The sequence below is a fragment of the Achromobacter mucicolens genome (genome assembly GCF_029866465.1).
GTDB classification, from domain to species: Bacteria; Pseudomonadota; Gammaproteobacteria; order Burkholderiales; family Burkholderiaceae_B; genus Achromobacter; species Achromobacter mucicolens.
This window is the reverse complement of sequence record NZ_CP123364.1, coordinates 3,819,610-3,835,967: the sequence shown is the minus strand read 5'-3', so window position 1 is coordinate 3,835,967 and position 16,358 is coordinate 3,819,610. Positions and strand designations below refer to the sequence as shown.

General features: G+C 66.0%; 10 protein-coding genes. All 10 read left to right on the top strand.

Going from position 1 to position 16,358, the window contains the following annotated elements:
- Positions 1-687 precede the first annotated feature (687 nt).
- The 10 genes from QEP15_RS17530 (at position 688) to QEP15_RS17485 (ending at position 16,356) form a co-directional block, all read left to right on the top strand.
- Complete coding sequence (locus tag QEP15_RS17530; protein WP_230965040.1) at positions 688-1,710, top strand: efflux RND transporter periplasmic adaptor subunit; 1,023 nt, start codon at positions 688-690, stop codon at positions 1,708-1,710.
- Positions 1,711-1,721: 11 nt separating this feature from the next.
- Positions 1,722-4,898, top strand: coding sequence for a multidrug efflux RND transporter permease subunit (locus tag QEP15_RS17525; RefSeq protein WP_152385038.1), 3,177 nt, complete (start codon positions 1,722-1,724; stop codon positions 4,896-4,898).
- The gene (locus QEP15_RS17520; protein ID WP_152385037.1) at positions 4,895-6,355 is read left to right on the top strand and encodes an efflux transporter outer membrane subunit; all 1,461 of its coding nucleotides are present in this window, start codon (positions 4,895-4,897) and stop codon (positions 6,353-6,355) included. Before QEP15_RS17525 ends, QEP15_RS17520 begins: the two co-directional genes overlap by 4 nt.
- Positions 6,352-7,842: an alpha/beta hydrolase gene (locus QEP15_RS17515; protein WP_280147777.1), complete on the top strand. Its 1,491-nt coding sequence runs from the start codon at positions 6,352-6,354 to the stop codon at positions 7,840-7,842. Before QEP15_RS17520 ends, QEP15_RS17515 begins: the two co-directional genes overlap by 4 nt.
- The gene (locus tag QEP15_RS17510) at positions 7,839-8,825 is read left to right on the top strand and encodes an AI-2E family transporter (RefSeq protein WP_062842123.1); all 987 of its coding nucleotides are present in this window, start codon (positions 7,839-7,841) and stop codon (positions 8,823-8,825) included. The genes QEP15_RS17515 and QEP15_RS17510 overlap by 4 nt, the downstream gene beginning before the upstream one ends.
- Before the next feature lie 73 nt (positions 8,826-8,898).
- A complete protein-coding gene (locus QEP15_RS17505; protein ID WP_280148922.1) occupies positions 8,899-10,320 on the top strand; it encodes a basic amino acid/polyamine antiporter in 1,422 nt (473 codons plus the stop codon).
- A 16-nt stretch (positions 10,321-10,336) separates the two neighbouring features.
- Positions 10,337-11,578 (top strand): arginine deiminase, encoded by a 1,242-nt coding sequence (gene arcA, locus QEP15_RS17500; RefSeq protein ID WP_152385036.1) that lies wholly within the window; start codon positions 10,337-10,339, stop codon positions 11,576-11,578.
- An 83-nt stretch (positions 11,579-11,661) separates the two neighbouring features.
- Positions 11,662-13,092, top strand: a complete 1,431-nt coding sequence (locus QEP15_RS17495) for a basic amino acid/polyamine antiporter (RefSeq protein ID WP_334167321.1) — start codon at positions 11,662-11,664, stop codon at positions 13,090-13,092.
- A 25-nt stretch (positions 13,093-13,117) separates the two neighbouring features.
- Positions 13,118-14,938: an SLC13 family permease gene (locus QEP15_RS17490; protein ID WP_280147776.1), complete on the top strand. Its 1,821-nt coding sequence runs from the start codon at positions 13,118-13,120 to the stop codon at positions 14,936-14,938.
- A gap of 29 nt (positions 14,939-14,967) precedes the next feature.
- Positions 14,968-16,356 (top strand): metal-dependent hydrolase family protein, encoded by a 1,389-nt coding sequence (locus QEP15_RS17485; RefSeq protein WP_280147775.1) that lies wholly within the window; start codon positions 14,968-14,970, stop codon positions 16,354-16,356.
- The last annotated feature ends 2 nt before the right edge of the window (positions 16,357-16,358 follow it).

The window sequence follows — 16,358 nt, the reverse complement described above, 5'->3', positions numbered from 1 at the left end:
CGAAAATTCGCATATTTGCGACCACCAATCCGGGCACGCATGCGCCAAGATTTCGCTGCAAGGCGTGAAAAATGCTGCCATGCGGTCGATTGACACCATCGAGAAAAGCTTGCGCTAAGCGTCGCCGCTACTTAAGCTGTCCCGAAACGCCGCGCCCCAGCACGTAACGTGCCAGCGCCGGTAAGCGGATCGCAGCGCAATGTCCGCAGAATGACCACGCAACACTTTGTCAGCCAGTTTCCCTTGTCCCGGACATAAAGGATCCTTGTGCGAAAGTCGATGGTCTTGTTGGTATCACGATGCGGCCGGCGCACGCCTGGCACGTATCGGCCTTGCCCAGTTGGGCAGGTTCTTCCTGGATCGGATGTTTCCCGATCGGGCCCTCCTCCCTTTTCCGGCGCCGTCTTCCCTTTGCGCCGCGTCGCGCCCGCAATCCACAAAAAATACGCTGAACCGGCGCACCCGCCGCGCCATTGAGCTGTCCGAGCTGGGCCCTTTCCACCGGTGGGGGGAGAGGGAAGTGGGACCTTGAGTCCGACCGCCTGGGAGTAGGGGATGATGCAAGCGAGCAGCAATGTCCGTCGTGTCGTGTTGTATGCGTTGAGTGCTTGGATGATGGTGTTGGCGGGGTGCGGGGACCGGAACGATGCGGCTGCCGTCCCCCTGGCGCCAGTAAAGGTCTTCGTGATGACCGTGGGGAGCCAGCCGGTCGACCTGAACGTGGATCTGCCGGGCCGGATCGAGCCCATTCGCACGGCCGAAGTGCGCGCGCGCGTGGATGGCATCGTGGAGAAGCTGCTCTACACCGAGGGCAGCGACGTAGAGGCCGGCGACCCGCTGTTCCAGATCGATCCGAGCGACTACAAGGCGCAGCTGGCGCAGGCCAATGCCATGCTGCAGCGCGCGCAGGCCGTGCAGAAGAATGCGCGCTCGGTCACCGAGCGGTTCCGTCCGCTGGTGCAGCGCCAGGCGGTCAGCGCCCAGGAATACGAGGCGGCGTTGGCGGCGCTGGGCCAGGCGCAGGCCAATGTCGCCGATGCGCAGGCAGCGGTCACGCTGGCGCAGTTGCGCCTGGACCGTTGCACGGTCCGGGCGCCCATCGCGGGGCGGGTGGGACGCGCGCTGGTCACCGAAGGGGCGCTGGTCAGCGCATCGGGCGCAACGCTGCTGGCGCAAGTCAACCAGCTTTCGCCGATCAGCGCCACGTTCACCAAATCCAACACCGCCATCATGGACCTGACCGACTACGCGCGCTCGGGCGCGCTGGCCACGGCAGGCAACACATTTCCGGTGCGTCTCATGCTGGCCAATGGCCGCGAGTTCGGCGAAACGGGCGTCGTCGACTTTGCGGACCTGAGCGTGGACCGGACGACCGGCGCTCAGACCATACGCGCCCGCTTTGACAATGCGAAGCGGGAACTGCTGCCGGGTCAGTTCGTGACCGGGCAGATCCTGGTTGGCGTGCGCAAGGAGGGCATCCTGATCCCCGCGCGGGCCGCGCGGTTGAACGGCGACACGGCCACCGTGTTCGTCATCGGGCCGGGCGACACGGCGGTGCCTAAACAAATCCAGGTCGGCGAGCAGGTCGCCGGCAACTGGCTGGTGCGTAGCGGCCTTGAACCCGGAGAGCGGGTGGTGGTGGACGGCTGGCATAGAATCAGGCCCGGCCAGCAGGTCGATCCTGTTGAACAGCAAGCCGCGAAACCCTGACGGAGTCGGCCATGGGCTCATTCTTCGTGTTGCGGCCAGTATTCGCCTGGGTAGTGGCGCTTTTCGTCCTGTTGTTCGGCCTGATCTCGGTGGTGCTGCTGCCCGTCGAGCAGTACCCGAATATCGCGCCGCCGTCGATCACCATCCAGGCGACCTTCCGGGGCGCCGATACCACCACCATCGATCGCACGGTCACCTCCATCATCGAGGAGGAAATGAACGGGGTCGACAACTTCCTGTACATGGCGTCGGTCAGCCGCGCCAACGGCACGGCGCAGATTACGGTGACGCTGGAGCCCGGCACGGACCTGGACGTGGCGCGCAGCCAGGTGCAGGACCGCTTGAGCCGGGTCGAGCCGCGGCTGCCGCAAGAGGTGCGCCAATTGGGCGTGGCCGTGACCAAGGCGTCATCCGGCTTCCTGATGCTGCTGGCATTGCAGTCCGAAAGCGGCAACGTCAGCGCCGTCGAGATGGGCAATTTCGCGTCCAACAACATCCTGAATGAGCTGCGCCGCATCCGTGGCGTGGGCGATGTGCAGCTGTTTGGCTCGTCTTACGCCATGCGGATCTGGCTGGATGAGCGCAAGCTGGCGAGTTTTCAGATGTCGGCCAGCGACGCGATGCGCGCGGTGCAGGAGCAGAACGCGCAGACGATCGGCGGTTCGCTGGGCGACCTGCCGCTGGCGCGCGGCGCGGACTTCAACGCGCAGATCGTCGCGCAGAGCCGTTTCTCCACGCCCGAGCAGTTCCGCCAGGTCATCTTGCGCGTGAACAACGACGGCTCGCTCGTGCGGTTGGGCGACGTGGCGCGGGTGGAGCTGGGCAACGAAAGCTACAACTTCCGCCTCAGCGTCAACGGCAAGGAGGCAGCCGGCATCGCCATCCAGCTGGCCAATGACGCGAATGCGCTGGATGTCGCACGCCAAGTCCGCCAGCGCATGACGGAGCTGGAATCGGTCTTTCCGGCGGGCGTCGGCTGGACGGTGCCGTTCGACACCACGCCCTTCATCACGACCTCGATCAGTTCGGTGCTCGTCACCATGGTGGAGGCGCTGCTGCTGGTCACGGCAATGGTGTTCCTGTTCCTGCAAAGCTGGCGCAGCACGCTGATCCCGACGCTGATCGTGCCGATTGCGCTGATCGGCACCTGCGCGGGCCTGTTCCTGTTTGGCGCGTCCATCAACCTGCTGTCGCTGTTTGGCATGGTGGTGGCGATCGGGGTGTTGAACGACGACGCGATCGTGGTGTCCGAGAACGTCGCCCGCATCATGCAGGACGAAAAGCTCTCCGCGCCGGAAGCCACGCGCAAGGCGGTCGGCCAGGTGTGGGGACCGATCATCGCCAGCACGCTGGTGCTGGTGGCGGTGTTCGTGCCGATGGCGATGTTTCCGGGGTCCAGCGGCGCGATCTACCGCCAGTTCTCCATCACCCTGTCGGTCGCCATCGTCGTGTCCACCGTGCTGGCGCTGTCGCTGGGCGCCGCGTTGTGCGCAACGCTGCTCAAGCTGCCGGACGGCAAACCGCCGAAGGGACGGGTGTCCAAGGCCAAGCAATGGGTGTTCGACAAGTTCAACGCGGGCTTTGACGCCATGACGCGCCAGTATGTGCGGGCGGTAGAGCACATGCTGGTGCGGCCGCTGCGCTGGATGCTGATCTTCCTGGGCGTGTGCGGCCTGACGATCTTTCTGTTCTCGCGCTTGCCGGGCGGCTACCTGCCGCTGGAAGACCAGGGCTATTTCTTCGTGTCGTACACCGGCGCGCCTGGCACCACGGCCGACCAGACCGAGGTGGCCGTGCAACAGGCCGAAAGCCTGCTGCGTGAGCAGCCTGCCGTGCGCAACGTGGCGTCGGTGGTCGGGTTCAACTTCTTCGGCCAGGGGCAGACGGCCGCGCTGTCGTTCGTGGACCTGTACCCGTGGAGCGAGCGCACGGATCGCAGCAAGGCGGTCGATGCGCTGGTCGGGCGCAGCAACCTGGCCTTCCGCCAGATCCCCCAGGCGATGATCTTTGCGCTGAACCCGCCGCCGATCCCGTCGATGGGCAACGCGTCGGGCTTTTCCATGAAAGTGCAGGACCGCACGGCGCAGGGCGGCGCGGGTCTTGCCGCGACGGGCGCGGCGATGATTGCGGCCGCCGCCGCCAGTCCGCTGCTGACCGGCGTGCGGCTGGACGGCATGCCGCCGGGACCGCGGTTGTATGTCGAGATCGACCGCGTGCATGCCCGCGCGCTGGGGTTGCAGGTGGCGCAGGTCAATCAGGCGCTGACGCTGGCGTTCGGCTCGAACTACGTCAACGACTTCCTGCACGATGGGTCGGTGCAGCGGGTGTTCATCCAGGCTGAGGCCGATCAGCGCATGCAGCCGCAGGACATCGCCGCCTTGCAGTTGCCGAACAACCGGGGCGAGATGGTGCCGTTCTCGGCGTTTTCGCGAATGCGCTGGATCGATGGTCCGCAGCAGCTGGAACGCTATAACGGCTTTCCCTCCATCACCATTTCAGGCGAGGCCGCCGCAGGCCGCTCCAGCGGCGTGGCGCTGGCCGAAATGGAGGCCATCGCCGCGCGGGTCCTGCCGCAGGGCATCACCTACGAATGGACCGGGACGGCGTACGAGGAACAGCAGGCGGGCAACCAGGTGGCGTTGCTGCTGGCCCTGTCGCTGGTCGTGGTGTTCCTGCTGCTGTCCGCGCTGTACGAAAGCTGGTCCGTGCCGGTGTCGGTGCTGCTGATCCTGCCCTTCGGCATCCTGGGCGCTGCCGCATTCACGTTGGGGCGCGGCATGTCGGCGGACATTTATTTCAATATCGGGCTGGTGACCATCATCGGGCTGGCCGCCAAGAACGGCATCCTGATCGTGGAGTTCGCGCTGAAGGAGGAACTTGAAGGCCGCGACCGCAAGGAAGCGGTGGTCGATGCGGCCCGCCAGCGCCTGCGCCCCATCATCATGACCAGCGTCACGTTCGTGCTGGGCATGCTGCCGCTGGTGCTGGCGACCGGCGCGGGCGCCGCCAGCCGGCAGGCGGTGGGCACCAGCGTGATGGGCAGCATGCTGACCGCCACGCTGTTCGGGGTGTTCTTCACGCCGCTTTTCTACATGGTGGCGCGGCGCTGGTCCGGGCCCCGGAAATCGGCGCCCAAGCCTGGCGATAGCGGTCCGGCCAAGGCCGAAGAGCGGGGAGAAAACCCATGACCCCCGCCCGCATTGCCGCCGCCGCGCTGCTTATCGGTGGGCTGTCCGCGTGCAATTTTGCGCCCGAGCACCGCCGGCCCGAAGTGGCCACGCCCGCCATGTTCCCGGGCGAGGTCCCCCCGGATGCCAAGGCGGCGCAGGACGTGACCTGGGAGCAGTTCTTTGGCGATGCGCAGCTCAAGCGCCTGATTGCGCGGTCGCTGGAGCTGAACCAGGACCTGGCAGCGGCCACGGCCCGGATCGAGCAGGCCCGCGCGTTCTACCGCATCGAGCGCGCCAATCAGCTGCCGCAACTGGACGCCGGCGCGGCGGCGTCGCGCAACCAGCAGCCGCTGACCGTGCTGGACCCGGCGCTGGCCGGGTCACGGCAGACCGTGCAATTCAATCAGTTCAACGCGCAGGTGATGGTCTCTTCGTTTGAGCTGGACTTCTGGGGGCGGGTGCGCAATATGACCGCCTCGGCGTTGCAGCAGTACCTGGCGACGGTGGAGGGCCGGCGTGCGTTCCGCCTGTCGCTGATCGCGAACGTGGCCTCGACCTATTACGACGCCCAGGCAGGTGAAGAGGGCATCGCGCTGGCGCAGCGCACGGTGGAGACGCGCAGCTATGCGCTTCGCGTGGCCAAGGACCGCCTGGACGCCGGGGTCACGTCGCGCGTCGACTTCGAGCAGTCGGCCATCCTGCTGACCCAGGCTCAGACCCAGCTTGCCGAATGGCAGCGCGCCACGGCGGGGCATTGGAACCGGTTGTGGGTGCTGGTCGGCGAAGACCTGCAGCACGAGATGGCCCCCGGTCAGCCCATCGAGGCCGCAGGGCAGTTCGATGCGCTGAGCCCCGGATTGCCGTCTTCGCTGCTGGCGGTCAGGCCGGACATCCGGCAGGCGGAGAACCGCCTGCGCAGCGCCAATGCCAACATCGGCGCGGCGCGCGCGGCACTCTTTCCGCGCATTGCGCTGACCGGATCGCTGGGCTACGCGTCCACCGAGCTGTCGGACCTGTTCTCCTCGCCCAGCCAGATCTGGAACATCGGCGCGGGGATCGGGTGGCCGATCTTCGACTACGGGCAGCGGCGGGCGGCGGTGGACCTGGCCACGGCGCAGCGCGACGAGCTGGTCGCCAACTACCGCAAGACAGTGCAGACCGCGTTCAGCGAAGTGGCGACCGCGCTGGAGAACCGCAAGCGCTTTCAGGAGCAGGTCACCGCGCAGGAGACGGCGATCCAGGCGCAGCGCCGGCTGGCTGAAACCGCCGAGTTGCGCTACATGAACGGCATCTCCATCTATCTGGAAGTCGTCGATGCGCGGCGCGGCCTCTTCAACGCGGAGCAGCAGATGCTGACGCTGCGGGCCTCGCAATTGCAGAACGGCGTGTCGCTGTACGTGGCGCTGGGCGGCGGGGACGAGCAGCCGGAAGTGGTCATGGCCGACGCGCCGCCTGCGGCGGGAGCCGCGCAGTGAACACCGGCAAGCCCACCGACGCCATCCAGCGCCCGCGGTGGCGCCGGCTGCGCAAGGCCTTGTTCATCGTGGCCGGGGTGGCGCTGCTGATTGTCTTCACGCTCATGGGCGTGCGCCTGTACGACATCCAGCAGGGGCCGCCGCTGGCTGCGTGGCACACGTATGTGCCGCAGGAACTGGACGCCGAGCGGCTGGACCGCAGCACCTGGGACGATTACCTGGCGCATGAGGATCAGCTTTTTGCGCTGGTCAGGCAGAACGTGGGCGACAAGCTGCTGCCGGAGGACAAGGTGGACAGCAACCGCTACTTCGCAGACGCGAAGGTGTACCCCGAGCATTTCGCGCATGACTGGAACCGGTCGTTCATGCTGCTGCCGGCGGGTGAACCGCGGGGCGTGGCCGTGCTGCTGCATGGCCTGACGGATTCGCCCTACAGTCTGCGCCACGTCGCCGCCCATTACCAATCCGTCGGCTACGTGGCGATCGCCATCCGGATGCCGGGCCACGGCACGGTGCCTGGCGGGCTGACGGACGCGCATTGGGAAGACTGGGCGGCGGCCACGCGCCTGGCCGTGCGCGAAGCCCGCCGCCGCGTGCCGGCGCCCAAACCGCTGCACATGGTGGGCTTTTCCAACGGCAGGGCGTTGGCGCTGATGCACGCGCTGGATGCGCTGGACAACCCCAAACTCGACAAGCCCGACCGCCTGGTGCTGATCTCGCCGATGGTCGGCATCACGTCGTTTGCGCGCTTCGCGGGCTTGGCGGGCCTGCCGGCCATCCTGCCCGCGTTTGCCAAGGCCGCGTGGCTGAGCATCGTGCCGGAGTTCAATCCCTTCAAGTACAACTCTTTCCCCGTCCACGCGGCCCGCCAGTCGTTCGAGCTGACGCAGACGCTGCAGGACAGGCTGGTCGCGCAGCAGCGCGCGGGCGGCCTGGAACGGTTGCCGCCCATCATCACGTTCCACTCCGTGCTGGATTTCACCGTCAGCACGCGCGCGCTGATCAACGCGCTGTATGCGCGGCTGCCGGCCAACGGCAGCGACCTGGTGCTGTTCGACCTGAACCGGGCCACCAAGCTTGGGCCGCTGTTCCGGCGCGGTGTCGCCTGGCAACTGGCGGGCACGCTGCCCGGCGAAAAGCGCAACTATCGCCTGACGCTCGTCACCAACGCCAGCCCCACGTCAAGCGCCATGATCGAGCGCGTCATTGAGCCGAACGCCACCGCCGTCGTGGAACGGGCCATCGGCATGGACTATCCGCGCGAGGTCTATTCGCTGTCGCACGTTGCGCTGCCGTTCCCGACCGACGACGCGCTGTACGGCACGCATCCGGACAACATCGAAGAATTTGGCATCAGCCTGGGCGCCATGTCCATGCGCGGCGAAGTCGGCGCCTTCGTGATCGGCATGGACACGTTGACCCGGCTGACCTCCAATCCGTTCTATGCCTATCTGGTCAAGCGCGTTGATGGGGTGATACCACGATGACGTCCTTCGCAATGTCCGGCATCTTTGCCCTCCTGCTGCTCGGCCTGCTGTACCTGGCCAGCCCGATCTTCGTGCCGTTGGCGTTTGCGCTGTTCGTCATCTGCCTGGTTGCGCCGCTGCGCCAGTACCTGGGCCGCAGGATGCCGGCGCCGCTGGCCGCGATCCTGGCGCTGGTGGTCACGGTGGTCGTGTCGGTGGTGTTCCTGTCGTTGGCGGCCTGGGGCTTCAGCCTGGTCGCGCAGTGGGTCATGGCCAATGCCGCGCGCTTCCAGCGCCTGTTCACGCTGGAGACCGAAACGCTGCATCCGCACGGCGCGATGGCGATCCAGATGTTCCAGGACAGCTTCAACGTGTCGTGGCTGGTGCGGGCGATCCAGGAGGTGGCGCTGCGGATCAACAGCATGCTGGGCATGATTTTCATCGCGTTTGTCTTCATTGCGCTGGGGCTGTTCGAGCTTGACGAGGCGCCGGGGCGGCTGATCCGCCTGCTGGGTGAGGCCAGGGCGCAGCGCTGGATGGCGATCGGGCGCGAGGTTGCCGCCAAGCTGCGTTGGTACATGGTGATCCGCACGATCGCAAGCGTGCTGACGGGCGTGACGGTCTGGCTGTTTGCGATCTATGCCGGGCTGGAGCTGGCGACCGCCTGGGGCGGGCTCGCGTTCCTGCTGAACTACATCCCGTTTCTCGGGCCGCTGGTGGCGACGGTGTTTCCGGCGTTCTTCGCATTCGTGCAGGTGGGATCCCTGCAGACCAGCATTGCGGTGCTCGTCGTCCTGAACTGCATCCAGATCGTGTACGGCTGCTATCTGGAACCCAGGCTTGCCGGCAGCGCGTTTGCGCTGTCGCCGCTGATGGTGATGTTTGCTGTTTTTTTCTGGGGGTTTGTGTGGGGCATTCCGGGCACGTTCATTGGCGTGCCCCTACTTATCACGATGACCACCGTGTACGGCGCAGGCCGCAGTTCACGCGTTGCCCGCAGCTGAGCCGGCCGGTCCGGGGCATGCCCGGCAAGCTGGCCGACCCGCTCACGTCTTTGCTCAATATTGGAGGTGCATGATGGAAAGCAGTACTCCCAAGAAGCTTGGATTGCTTGCCTTGACCGGCATGGTGGTGGGGTCGATGATCGGCGCCGGGATTTTCTCGCTGCCCAGGACCTTTGGCGGGGCGACGGGCGTCGTCGGCGCGGTGATCGCGTGGATCATCGCGGGGGCGGGCATGTACACGCTGGCGCGCGTGTTCCAGGCGCTGGCCGAGCGCAAACCCGACATGGACGCGGGCGTCTTTGCGTACGCCAAGGCGGGCTTTGGCAACTATATGGGCTTTCTGTCCGCGTTCGGCTACTGGATCGGCAGTTGCATCGGCAACGTGTCGTACTGGGTGCTGATCAAGTCCACGCTCGGCGCCTTCTTTCCCGTTTTCGGCGACGGCAACACGGTCATCGCAATCGCGGTGGCATCGGTGGGGATCTGGCTGTTTCACTTCATGATCCTGCGCGGCGTGCAGCAGGCGGCGTTCATCAACGCGGTCGTGACGGTCGCCAAGATCATTCCGATCCTGGTGTTCATCGTCGTGCTGTTCGTGGCATTCAAGGTCGACCTGTTCCGCATCAACTTCTGGGGCGAAATGAGCGGCTACAGCCTGTTCGAGCAGGTGCGCAGAACCATGCTGGTGACCGTCTTCGTATTCCTGGGGATCGAGGGCGCAAGCGTGTACTCGCGGTTCGCGTCCAAGCGCTCGGACGTGGGGGTGGCCACGCTGATCGGCTTTGTCACGGCGCTGCTGCTGATGGTGCTGGTGTCGCTGCTGCCCTATGCGGTCATGCAGCAGAGCGACATCGCCGGGCTGCGCCAGCCGTCGATGGCCGGCGTGCTGGAATCGGTGGTGGGTCCGTGGGGCGCGGTGTTCGTCAGCGTGGGCCTGTTGATCTCGGTGCTGGGCGCCTATCTGGCCTGGTCGCTGATCTGCGCGGAAGTGATGCACGCGGCTTCCAAGAACGAAGACATGCCGCGCGCGTTCGCCCGCGAGAACAAGAACGGCGTGCCGGTCGTGGCCCTGTGGGTGACCAACATCATCGTGCAGCTCTTCGTCATCAGTACGTACTGGTCGCGCGACGCCTTTGCGCTGATGCTGAGCCTGACCAGCGCGATGTCGTTGATCCCCTATCTGCTGGTCGCCGGTTTTGGCTGGCAGCTTGCCAAGCGCGGCGAGACGTATGTCGACGGCAAGGACCGCAAGCGCGATCTGACGCTCGCTAGCATCGCGGCCATCTACACCATATTCATGATCTTCGCCGGCGGATTGAAGTTCCTGCTGCTGTCGGCGCTGTTGTACGCGCCCGGGTCTGTCCTGTACTTCTGGGCCCGGCGCGAGCAGGGCAGGTCGCTGTTCACCGGTTGGGAGTTGGTCGTATTCATCGTGGCATGCGTCGGAGCTCTGGCCGCCATTGTCGGCCTGATCTACGGCTGGATCGCCATTTAACGTCTGGGAGCTAGTCATGGCTGATACCGAGGAATTTGGAGTCCATTCAGAAGTCGGGCAATTGCGCACGGTGATGGTCTGCGCGCCGGGACGCGCCCACGAAAGATTGACGCCCTCCAATTGCGATGCGTTGCTGTTCGACGACGTCATGTGGGTCGACAACGCCAAGCGGGACCATTTCGACTTCATGACCAAGATGCGGGACCGCGGCGTGGACGTGCTGGAAATGCACAACCTGCTGGCCGAAACGGTCGCGTTACCCGAAGCAAAGAAGTGGATCCTGGATAACCAGGTCGTGGCGAACCAGGTCGGGCTGGGATTGCTCGATGAGATCCGAAGCTACCTGGACGGGCTGGCGCCGCGCAAGCTGGCCGAGACGCTGATCGGGGGGCTGTCGACCGACGAGTTTCCCGAGTCGGTGGGCGGCGAACAGCTCATGCTGATCAAGGAGGCCGCGGGCGTCACGGAATACCTGCTGCCGCCGCTGCCCAACACGCTGTACACGCGCGACACGACCTGCTGGATCTACGGCGGCGTGACGCTCAATCCGCTTTACTGGCCTGCGCGGCACGAAGAGACGATCCTGACGTCGTCCATCTACAAGTTCCATCCGCGCTTTGCCGGCAAGGTGAACGTCTGGTGGGGCGATCCCACGGCCGACCACGGGCTGGCCACGCTGGAAGGCGGCGACGTCATGCCGATCGGCAACCGCACGGTGATGATCGGCATGAGCGAACGCACGTCGCGCCAGGCCATCAGCCAGCTGGCGGCCACGCTCTTTTCCAAGAACGCGGCCGACCGGGTGATCGTGGCTGCCATGCCCAAGCTGCGGGCGGCCATGCACCTGGATACCGTGCTGACCTTCGCGGACCGCGACTGCGTGCTGATGTATCCCGACATCGTCAACAACGTCCAGGCGTTCTCGTACCGGCCGGGCAACACGCCGGGCTCGCTGGAGTTGCACAAGGACAAGGGCTCGCTCGTGGACGTGATCGGCGAGGCGCTGGGCGTCAAGAAGATGCGCGTCGTCGAGACCGGCGGCAACGCCTATGTCCGCGAGCGCACGCAGTGGGACAGCGGCGCCAATCTGGTCTGCATCTCGCCCGGGGTGGTGCTGGCCTATGACCGGAACGTCTACACCAACACGCTGTTGCGCAAGGCGGGCATCGAGGTCATCACCTTCGTCGGCGCGGAACTGGGCCGGGGCCGCGGCGGCGGGCATTGCATGACGTGCCCGATCTCGCGGGATGCCGCCTAGCGGGGGATCGGCGCGCGCGGCCGTCCCGGCGGGGGACGGCCGCGCGGGCAGGGCAAGCACTGGGTCTTTTTCAGGAGAAGATCGTGAGCGGGGAAACTGCCAAACTTTCTCGCATGGCGCTTGCCGCCATGGTGGTGGGCTCGATGGTGGGGGCGGGGATCTTTTCGCTGCCCAGCGTGTTTGCGCGCAATACCGGTCCGGTGGGCGGCATGGTGGCCTGGGCCATCGCCGGCACGGGCATGTTGACGCTGGCCATGGTCTTCCAGTTCCTGGCGCGCCGGCGTCCGGACCTGGACACCGGCATCTTTGCGTACGCCAAGGCCGGATTCGGGCTGTATCTGGGGTTTCTGGCGGCGCTGGGCTACTGGACGGCCGCCTGCCTGGGCAACGTCAGCTACTTCGTCATCTTCAAGGGAACGCTGGGTGCCGTGCTGCCATTCTTCGGCGACGGCGATACCGTGCCGGCCGTGCTGGTGTCTTCGGTGCTGTTGTGGTCCACCCATTTCCTGATCCTGCGCGGCATCCGTCAGGCCGCCGGCATGAACACGGTCGTCACCATCGCCAAGGTCGTGCCGATCGCGATCTTCATCGTCTTTGCCGCCTTTGCCGTCGACCTGGACGTGCTGCGCGCGAACATCGCCGAGGGGCTCAGCGGTGAAGGCAAGGGCAGTCTTTTCGAGCAGGTGCGCAACACGATGCTGGTCACGGTGTTCGTGTTCCTGGGGGTGGAGGGCGCCAGCGTCTATTCGCGCTATGCCAAGCGGCGCGAGGACGTGGCGGTTGCGACCATTGTGGGTTTTCTGCTGGTGCTGGCGCTGCTGGTGATGGTGACGATGCTGTCGTACGGCGTGCTGCCGCGCGCGGAGATCGCGGCGCTGCGCAACCCGTCCATGGCGGGCGTGTTGCGCGCGGTGGTCGGGCCGTGGGGCAGCATGCTGGTCAGCGTGGGGCTGATGGTCTCGGTGGCGGGCGCCTATCTGGCGTGGATCCTGCTGGCGGCCGAAGTGCTGCGCGCCGCGGCGGGCGCTGGCATCATGCCGTCGTTCCTGGGCCGCGAAAACCGGCACGGCGTGCCGGCAGCCGCGCTCTGGCTCAGCAACGGCATCGTGCAGCTCTTTCTGATCGTCACGCTCTTTACCGAAGACACCTTCGTGCTGCTCAAGAACATGGCCAGTTCAATGAGCCTGATGCCGTACTTCTTCGTGGCCGCGTTTGGGCTGATGCTGACCGTGCGCGGCGAAACCTATAACGGCTGGAGCGGGCGGCGCAAGGTCGAACTGGCGCTGGCGGCGGCCGCCACGGTCTATGCCGCCGGGCTGGTGTATGCGGGCGGCTTCCGGTATTTCATCCTGTCGTGCGTCATTTACGCGCCCGGCACCATCCTCTTTCTGATTTCCCGCCGGGAGCAGCGGGGCAACATCTTTGCCCCGTATGAATGGCCGATCCTGATTCTGGTGCTGGTGTCGTGCGGCATCGGCGTGTGGGCGATCAGCACGGGCAACACGGCGTTCTAGGGACGCGCGAAGGAGCCGCACGGCAATGGTCAGCGAACTGGCAGTCGTCCTCACCATCCTCTGCGCGGCTGTCGTGCTGTTTGTCATCGGGCGGCCCCGGTCCGATGCCGTGGCGCTGCTGGTCATGCTGCTGCTGCCCCTGAGCGGCACGGTGACCTACCGCGAGGCGCTGGATGGATTCTCCAATCCCAACATCATCCTCATCGCCTGCCTGTTCGTCGTGGGCGAGGGGCTGGTGCGCACGGGCGTTGCGCAGGCCGTGGGCGACCTGCTGCTAAAGCACGGCGGCAAGAGCGAGGGATGGCTGGTGCTGCTGGTGATGGGGGCCGTCGGCTCGATGGGCGCGGTGATGAGCTCCACGGCCGTGGTCGCCATCTTCATTCCCATCGTCCTGCGGATCGCGCGCAAGTCCGGCATGGCCAGCCGCCGGATCCTGATGCCCATGGGCGCGGCGGCAGCCATGAGCGGCATGCTGACGCTGGTGGCAACCACGCCGAACCTGGTGCTCAACAGCGCGCTGGGCTATGCGGGCTACGAGGGCTTTCGCTTCTTTGACTTCACGCCGATCGGCATTGTGGTCTTGGCCGGCGGCATCGCCTACATGCTGTTTGCGCGCAATCTGATCGACGCGGGCCAGGGGCCGCGCGCCGCGAACCGGCCCAGCTTCGGCGACTGGGCCACCAAGTATTCCCTGCAGAACCGGGCCTGCCGCCTGCTGGTGCAGGACGACTCCGATCTGGCCGGACGTCAGCTTGGCATGTGGGCGGGCGAACTGGGCAAGGCGGCGTTCGTCATCGCGATCGAACGCCATTCGCGCTTCGCCCGGGCCGTGATGCGCCCCACGGCGGACGACGTGCTGGAAGCGGGCGACATCCTGTTGCTGGACATGGACGCCGAGGGTTTCGACATCGACGGATTCTGCGCCCGGCATCAGGTCAAGCGGTTGGCGATGTCCGGGGTGTACTTCACCGATCAGGCGCGCGACGTGGGCATGGTGGAGGTCATCATCCCCTCGGAGTCGCGGCTGGAGGGCGCAAATGCCCGCGAGTCCGTGGTGCTGGCGCGGCACGGGCTCTTTGTTGTCGGCCTGTGGCGCGGCAAGGAGGCCATGCGCGACCTGCCGAATGTAAAGATGCGCGTGGGCGACACGCTACTGGTGGTCGGCCCGTGGACAGGCATTTTCTCGCTGCAGGCCGAAGAGCACGATCTGGTCAGCCTGGCCATGCCGGTCGAAGCCGATTCGCTGGTGCCGGTGCCCAATCGCGCCCTTCACGCGCTGTTCTCGCTGGCGACGGTCGTGTTCCTGATGCTGACCGACTGGGTGCCCAACGTGATGGCGGGACTGATCGGCGGCCTGATGATGGGCCTGTTCGGCTGTGTGACGCTGGACGTGGCGTACCGGTCGATCAACTGGCGCGCGCTGATCCTGATCGTGGGCATGCTGCCCTTTGCGCTGGCGCTCAAGCGCAGCGGCGGCGTCGATATGGCCGCGCAGTTCCTGCTGCACTATTCGGGCGATTGGGGCATCTACGGGCAGCTGGCGCTGGTGTTCGTGGCGACCGTCACGCTGGGCGTGGTGGTGTCGGGCACGGCCACTGCCGTGCTGATGGGCCCCGTGGCGATCAGCATCGCCGAAAGCCTGCATGCTTCGCCCTACGCGTTTGCGATGACGGTGGCCATCGCGTCGTCCGCGGCGTTCATGTCGCCGGTGTCCACGCCTTCCAATGCGCTGGTCAGCGTGGCGGGGGGCTTTGGCTTTGCCGACTATCTGAAGATCGGAACGCCATTGACCTTGTTTTCCCTGGTGGTCAGCGTGCTGCTGATCCCGATCCTGTTTCCGTCCTGAAGGCGGATGACTCACCCAGAGGCGCGATCATGGTTGTCAGGACTGGTATTGCATTCACGGCGGCATTGCTGATTTTCGGGGCTGGGTCGGCGCATTCCCATTCCTTGCCCGCGGCCCAGGCGGCGGCGCCGCCGGGCGCGCAGGCCGCGGCCGACTCCCGGGTCCTCTTCGAAAATGTCCGCATCTTCGACGGCGTGTCGGGCGAGCTGAGTCCGGCGAGCAGCGTGCTGGTCCACGGCAACGTCATTGAAAAGGTGTCGCGCGACAAGGTGCCGGCCGACGGCGCGCGGGTCATCGACGGCGGCGGGCGCACGTTGATGCCTGGGCTGATCGACATGCACTGGCACAGCATGTTCGTCGGCGTGCCGCTGGCCGTGGCGATGACCCAGGATCCGACCTACCTGAACATTGTCGCGGGCGTGGAGGCGGGCAAGACGCTGATGCGCGGCTTCACCACGGTGCGGGACCTGGGCGGCTCGGCGTTCAGCCTGAAGCAGGCGGTGGACCAGGGCGTGATCCCGGGCCCACGCATCTACCCGTCCGGCGCGATGATCAGCGTGACCAGCGGGCATGGCGATTTCCGTTCGATGGCGGACCTGCCGCGCACGCTAGGGGCGCCAGCGTCGCGGCACGATCTGGCCGGCGACAGCACCATTGCCGACAGCCCCGACGAAGTGCGCCTGCGCACGCGCGAGCAACTCATGCAGGGCGCGACGCAGATCAAGCTGACCGGCGGCGGAGGCGTGTCGTCGCCGCACAGCCCGCTGGACGTCGTGACGTTCACCGAGCCCGAGCTTCGCGCGGCGGTGGAGGCCGCGACGGATTGGGGCACCTACGTGGCGGTGCACGCCTACACGCCCACCGCCATCCAGCGGGCCGTCAAGGCGGGCGTGCAGAGCATCGAGCACGGCAGCATGATGGACGAGGAAACGGCGCAGCTGATGGCCCGATCGGGCGCATGGCTCAGCACGCAGCCCTTTCCGGACGAACTGGCGGACGCCTTTCCCCGCGGCTCGGACCAATGGCAAAAAGCGCAGGAGGTCTTTGCCGGCACCGATCGGACCTATCAGCTGGCAATCAAGTACAAGCTGAAAACGGCGTTCGGCACCGACATCCTTTTTTCCAGCCAGCTGGCGGCGCAGCAGGGCAGGATCCTCGCCAGCCTCACGCGGTGGTACACGCCGGCACAGACGCTCATGATGGCGACCGGCACGAACGCCGAATTGCTCAAGTTATCGGGCAAGCGCAATCCTTACCGCGGCGACCTGGGCGTGGTGCGCGAGGGGGCGCTTGCCGATCTGCTGCTGGTCGATGGCAACCCCATTGAAGACATCTCGCTGATCGGTGACCCGGAGAAAAACTTCCTGATCATCATGAAGGACGGGGTGCTCTACAAGGACACCGTGCCGGTACGCTGAGC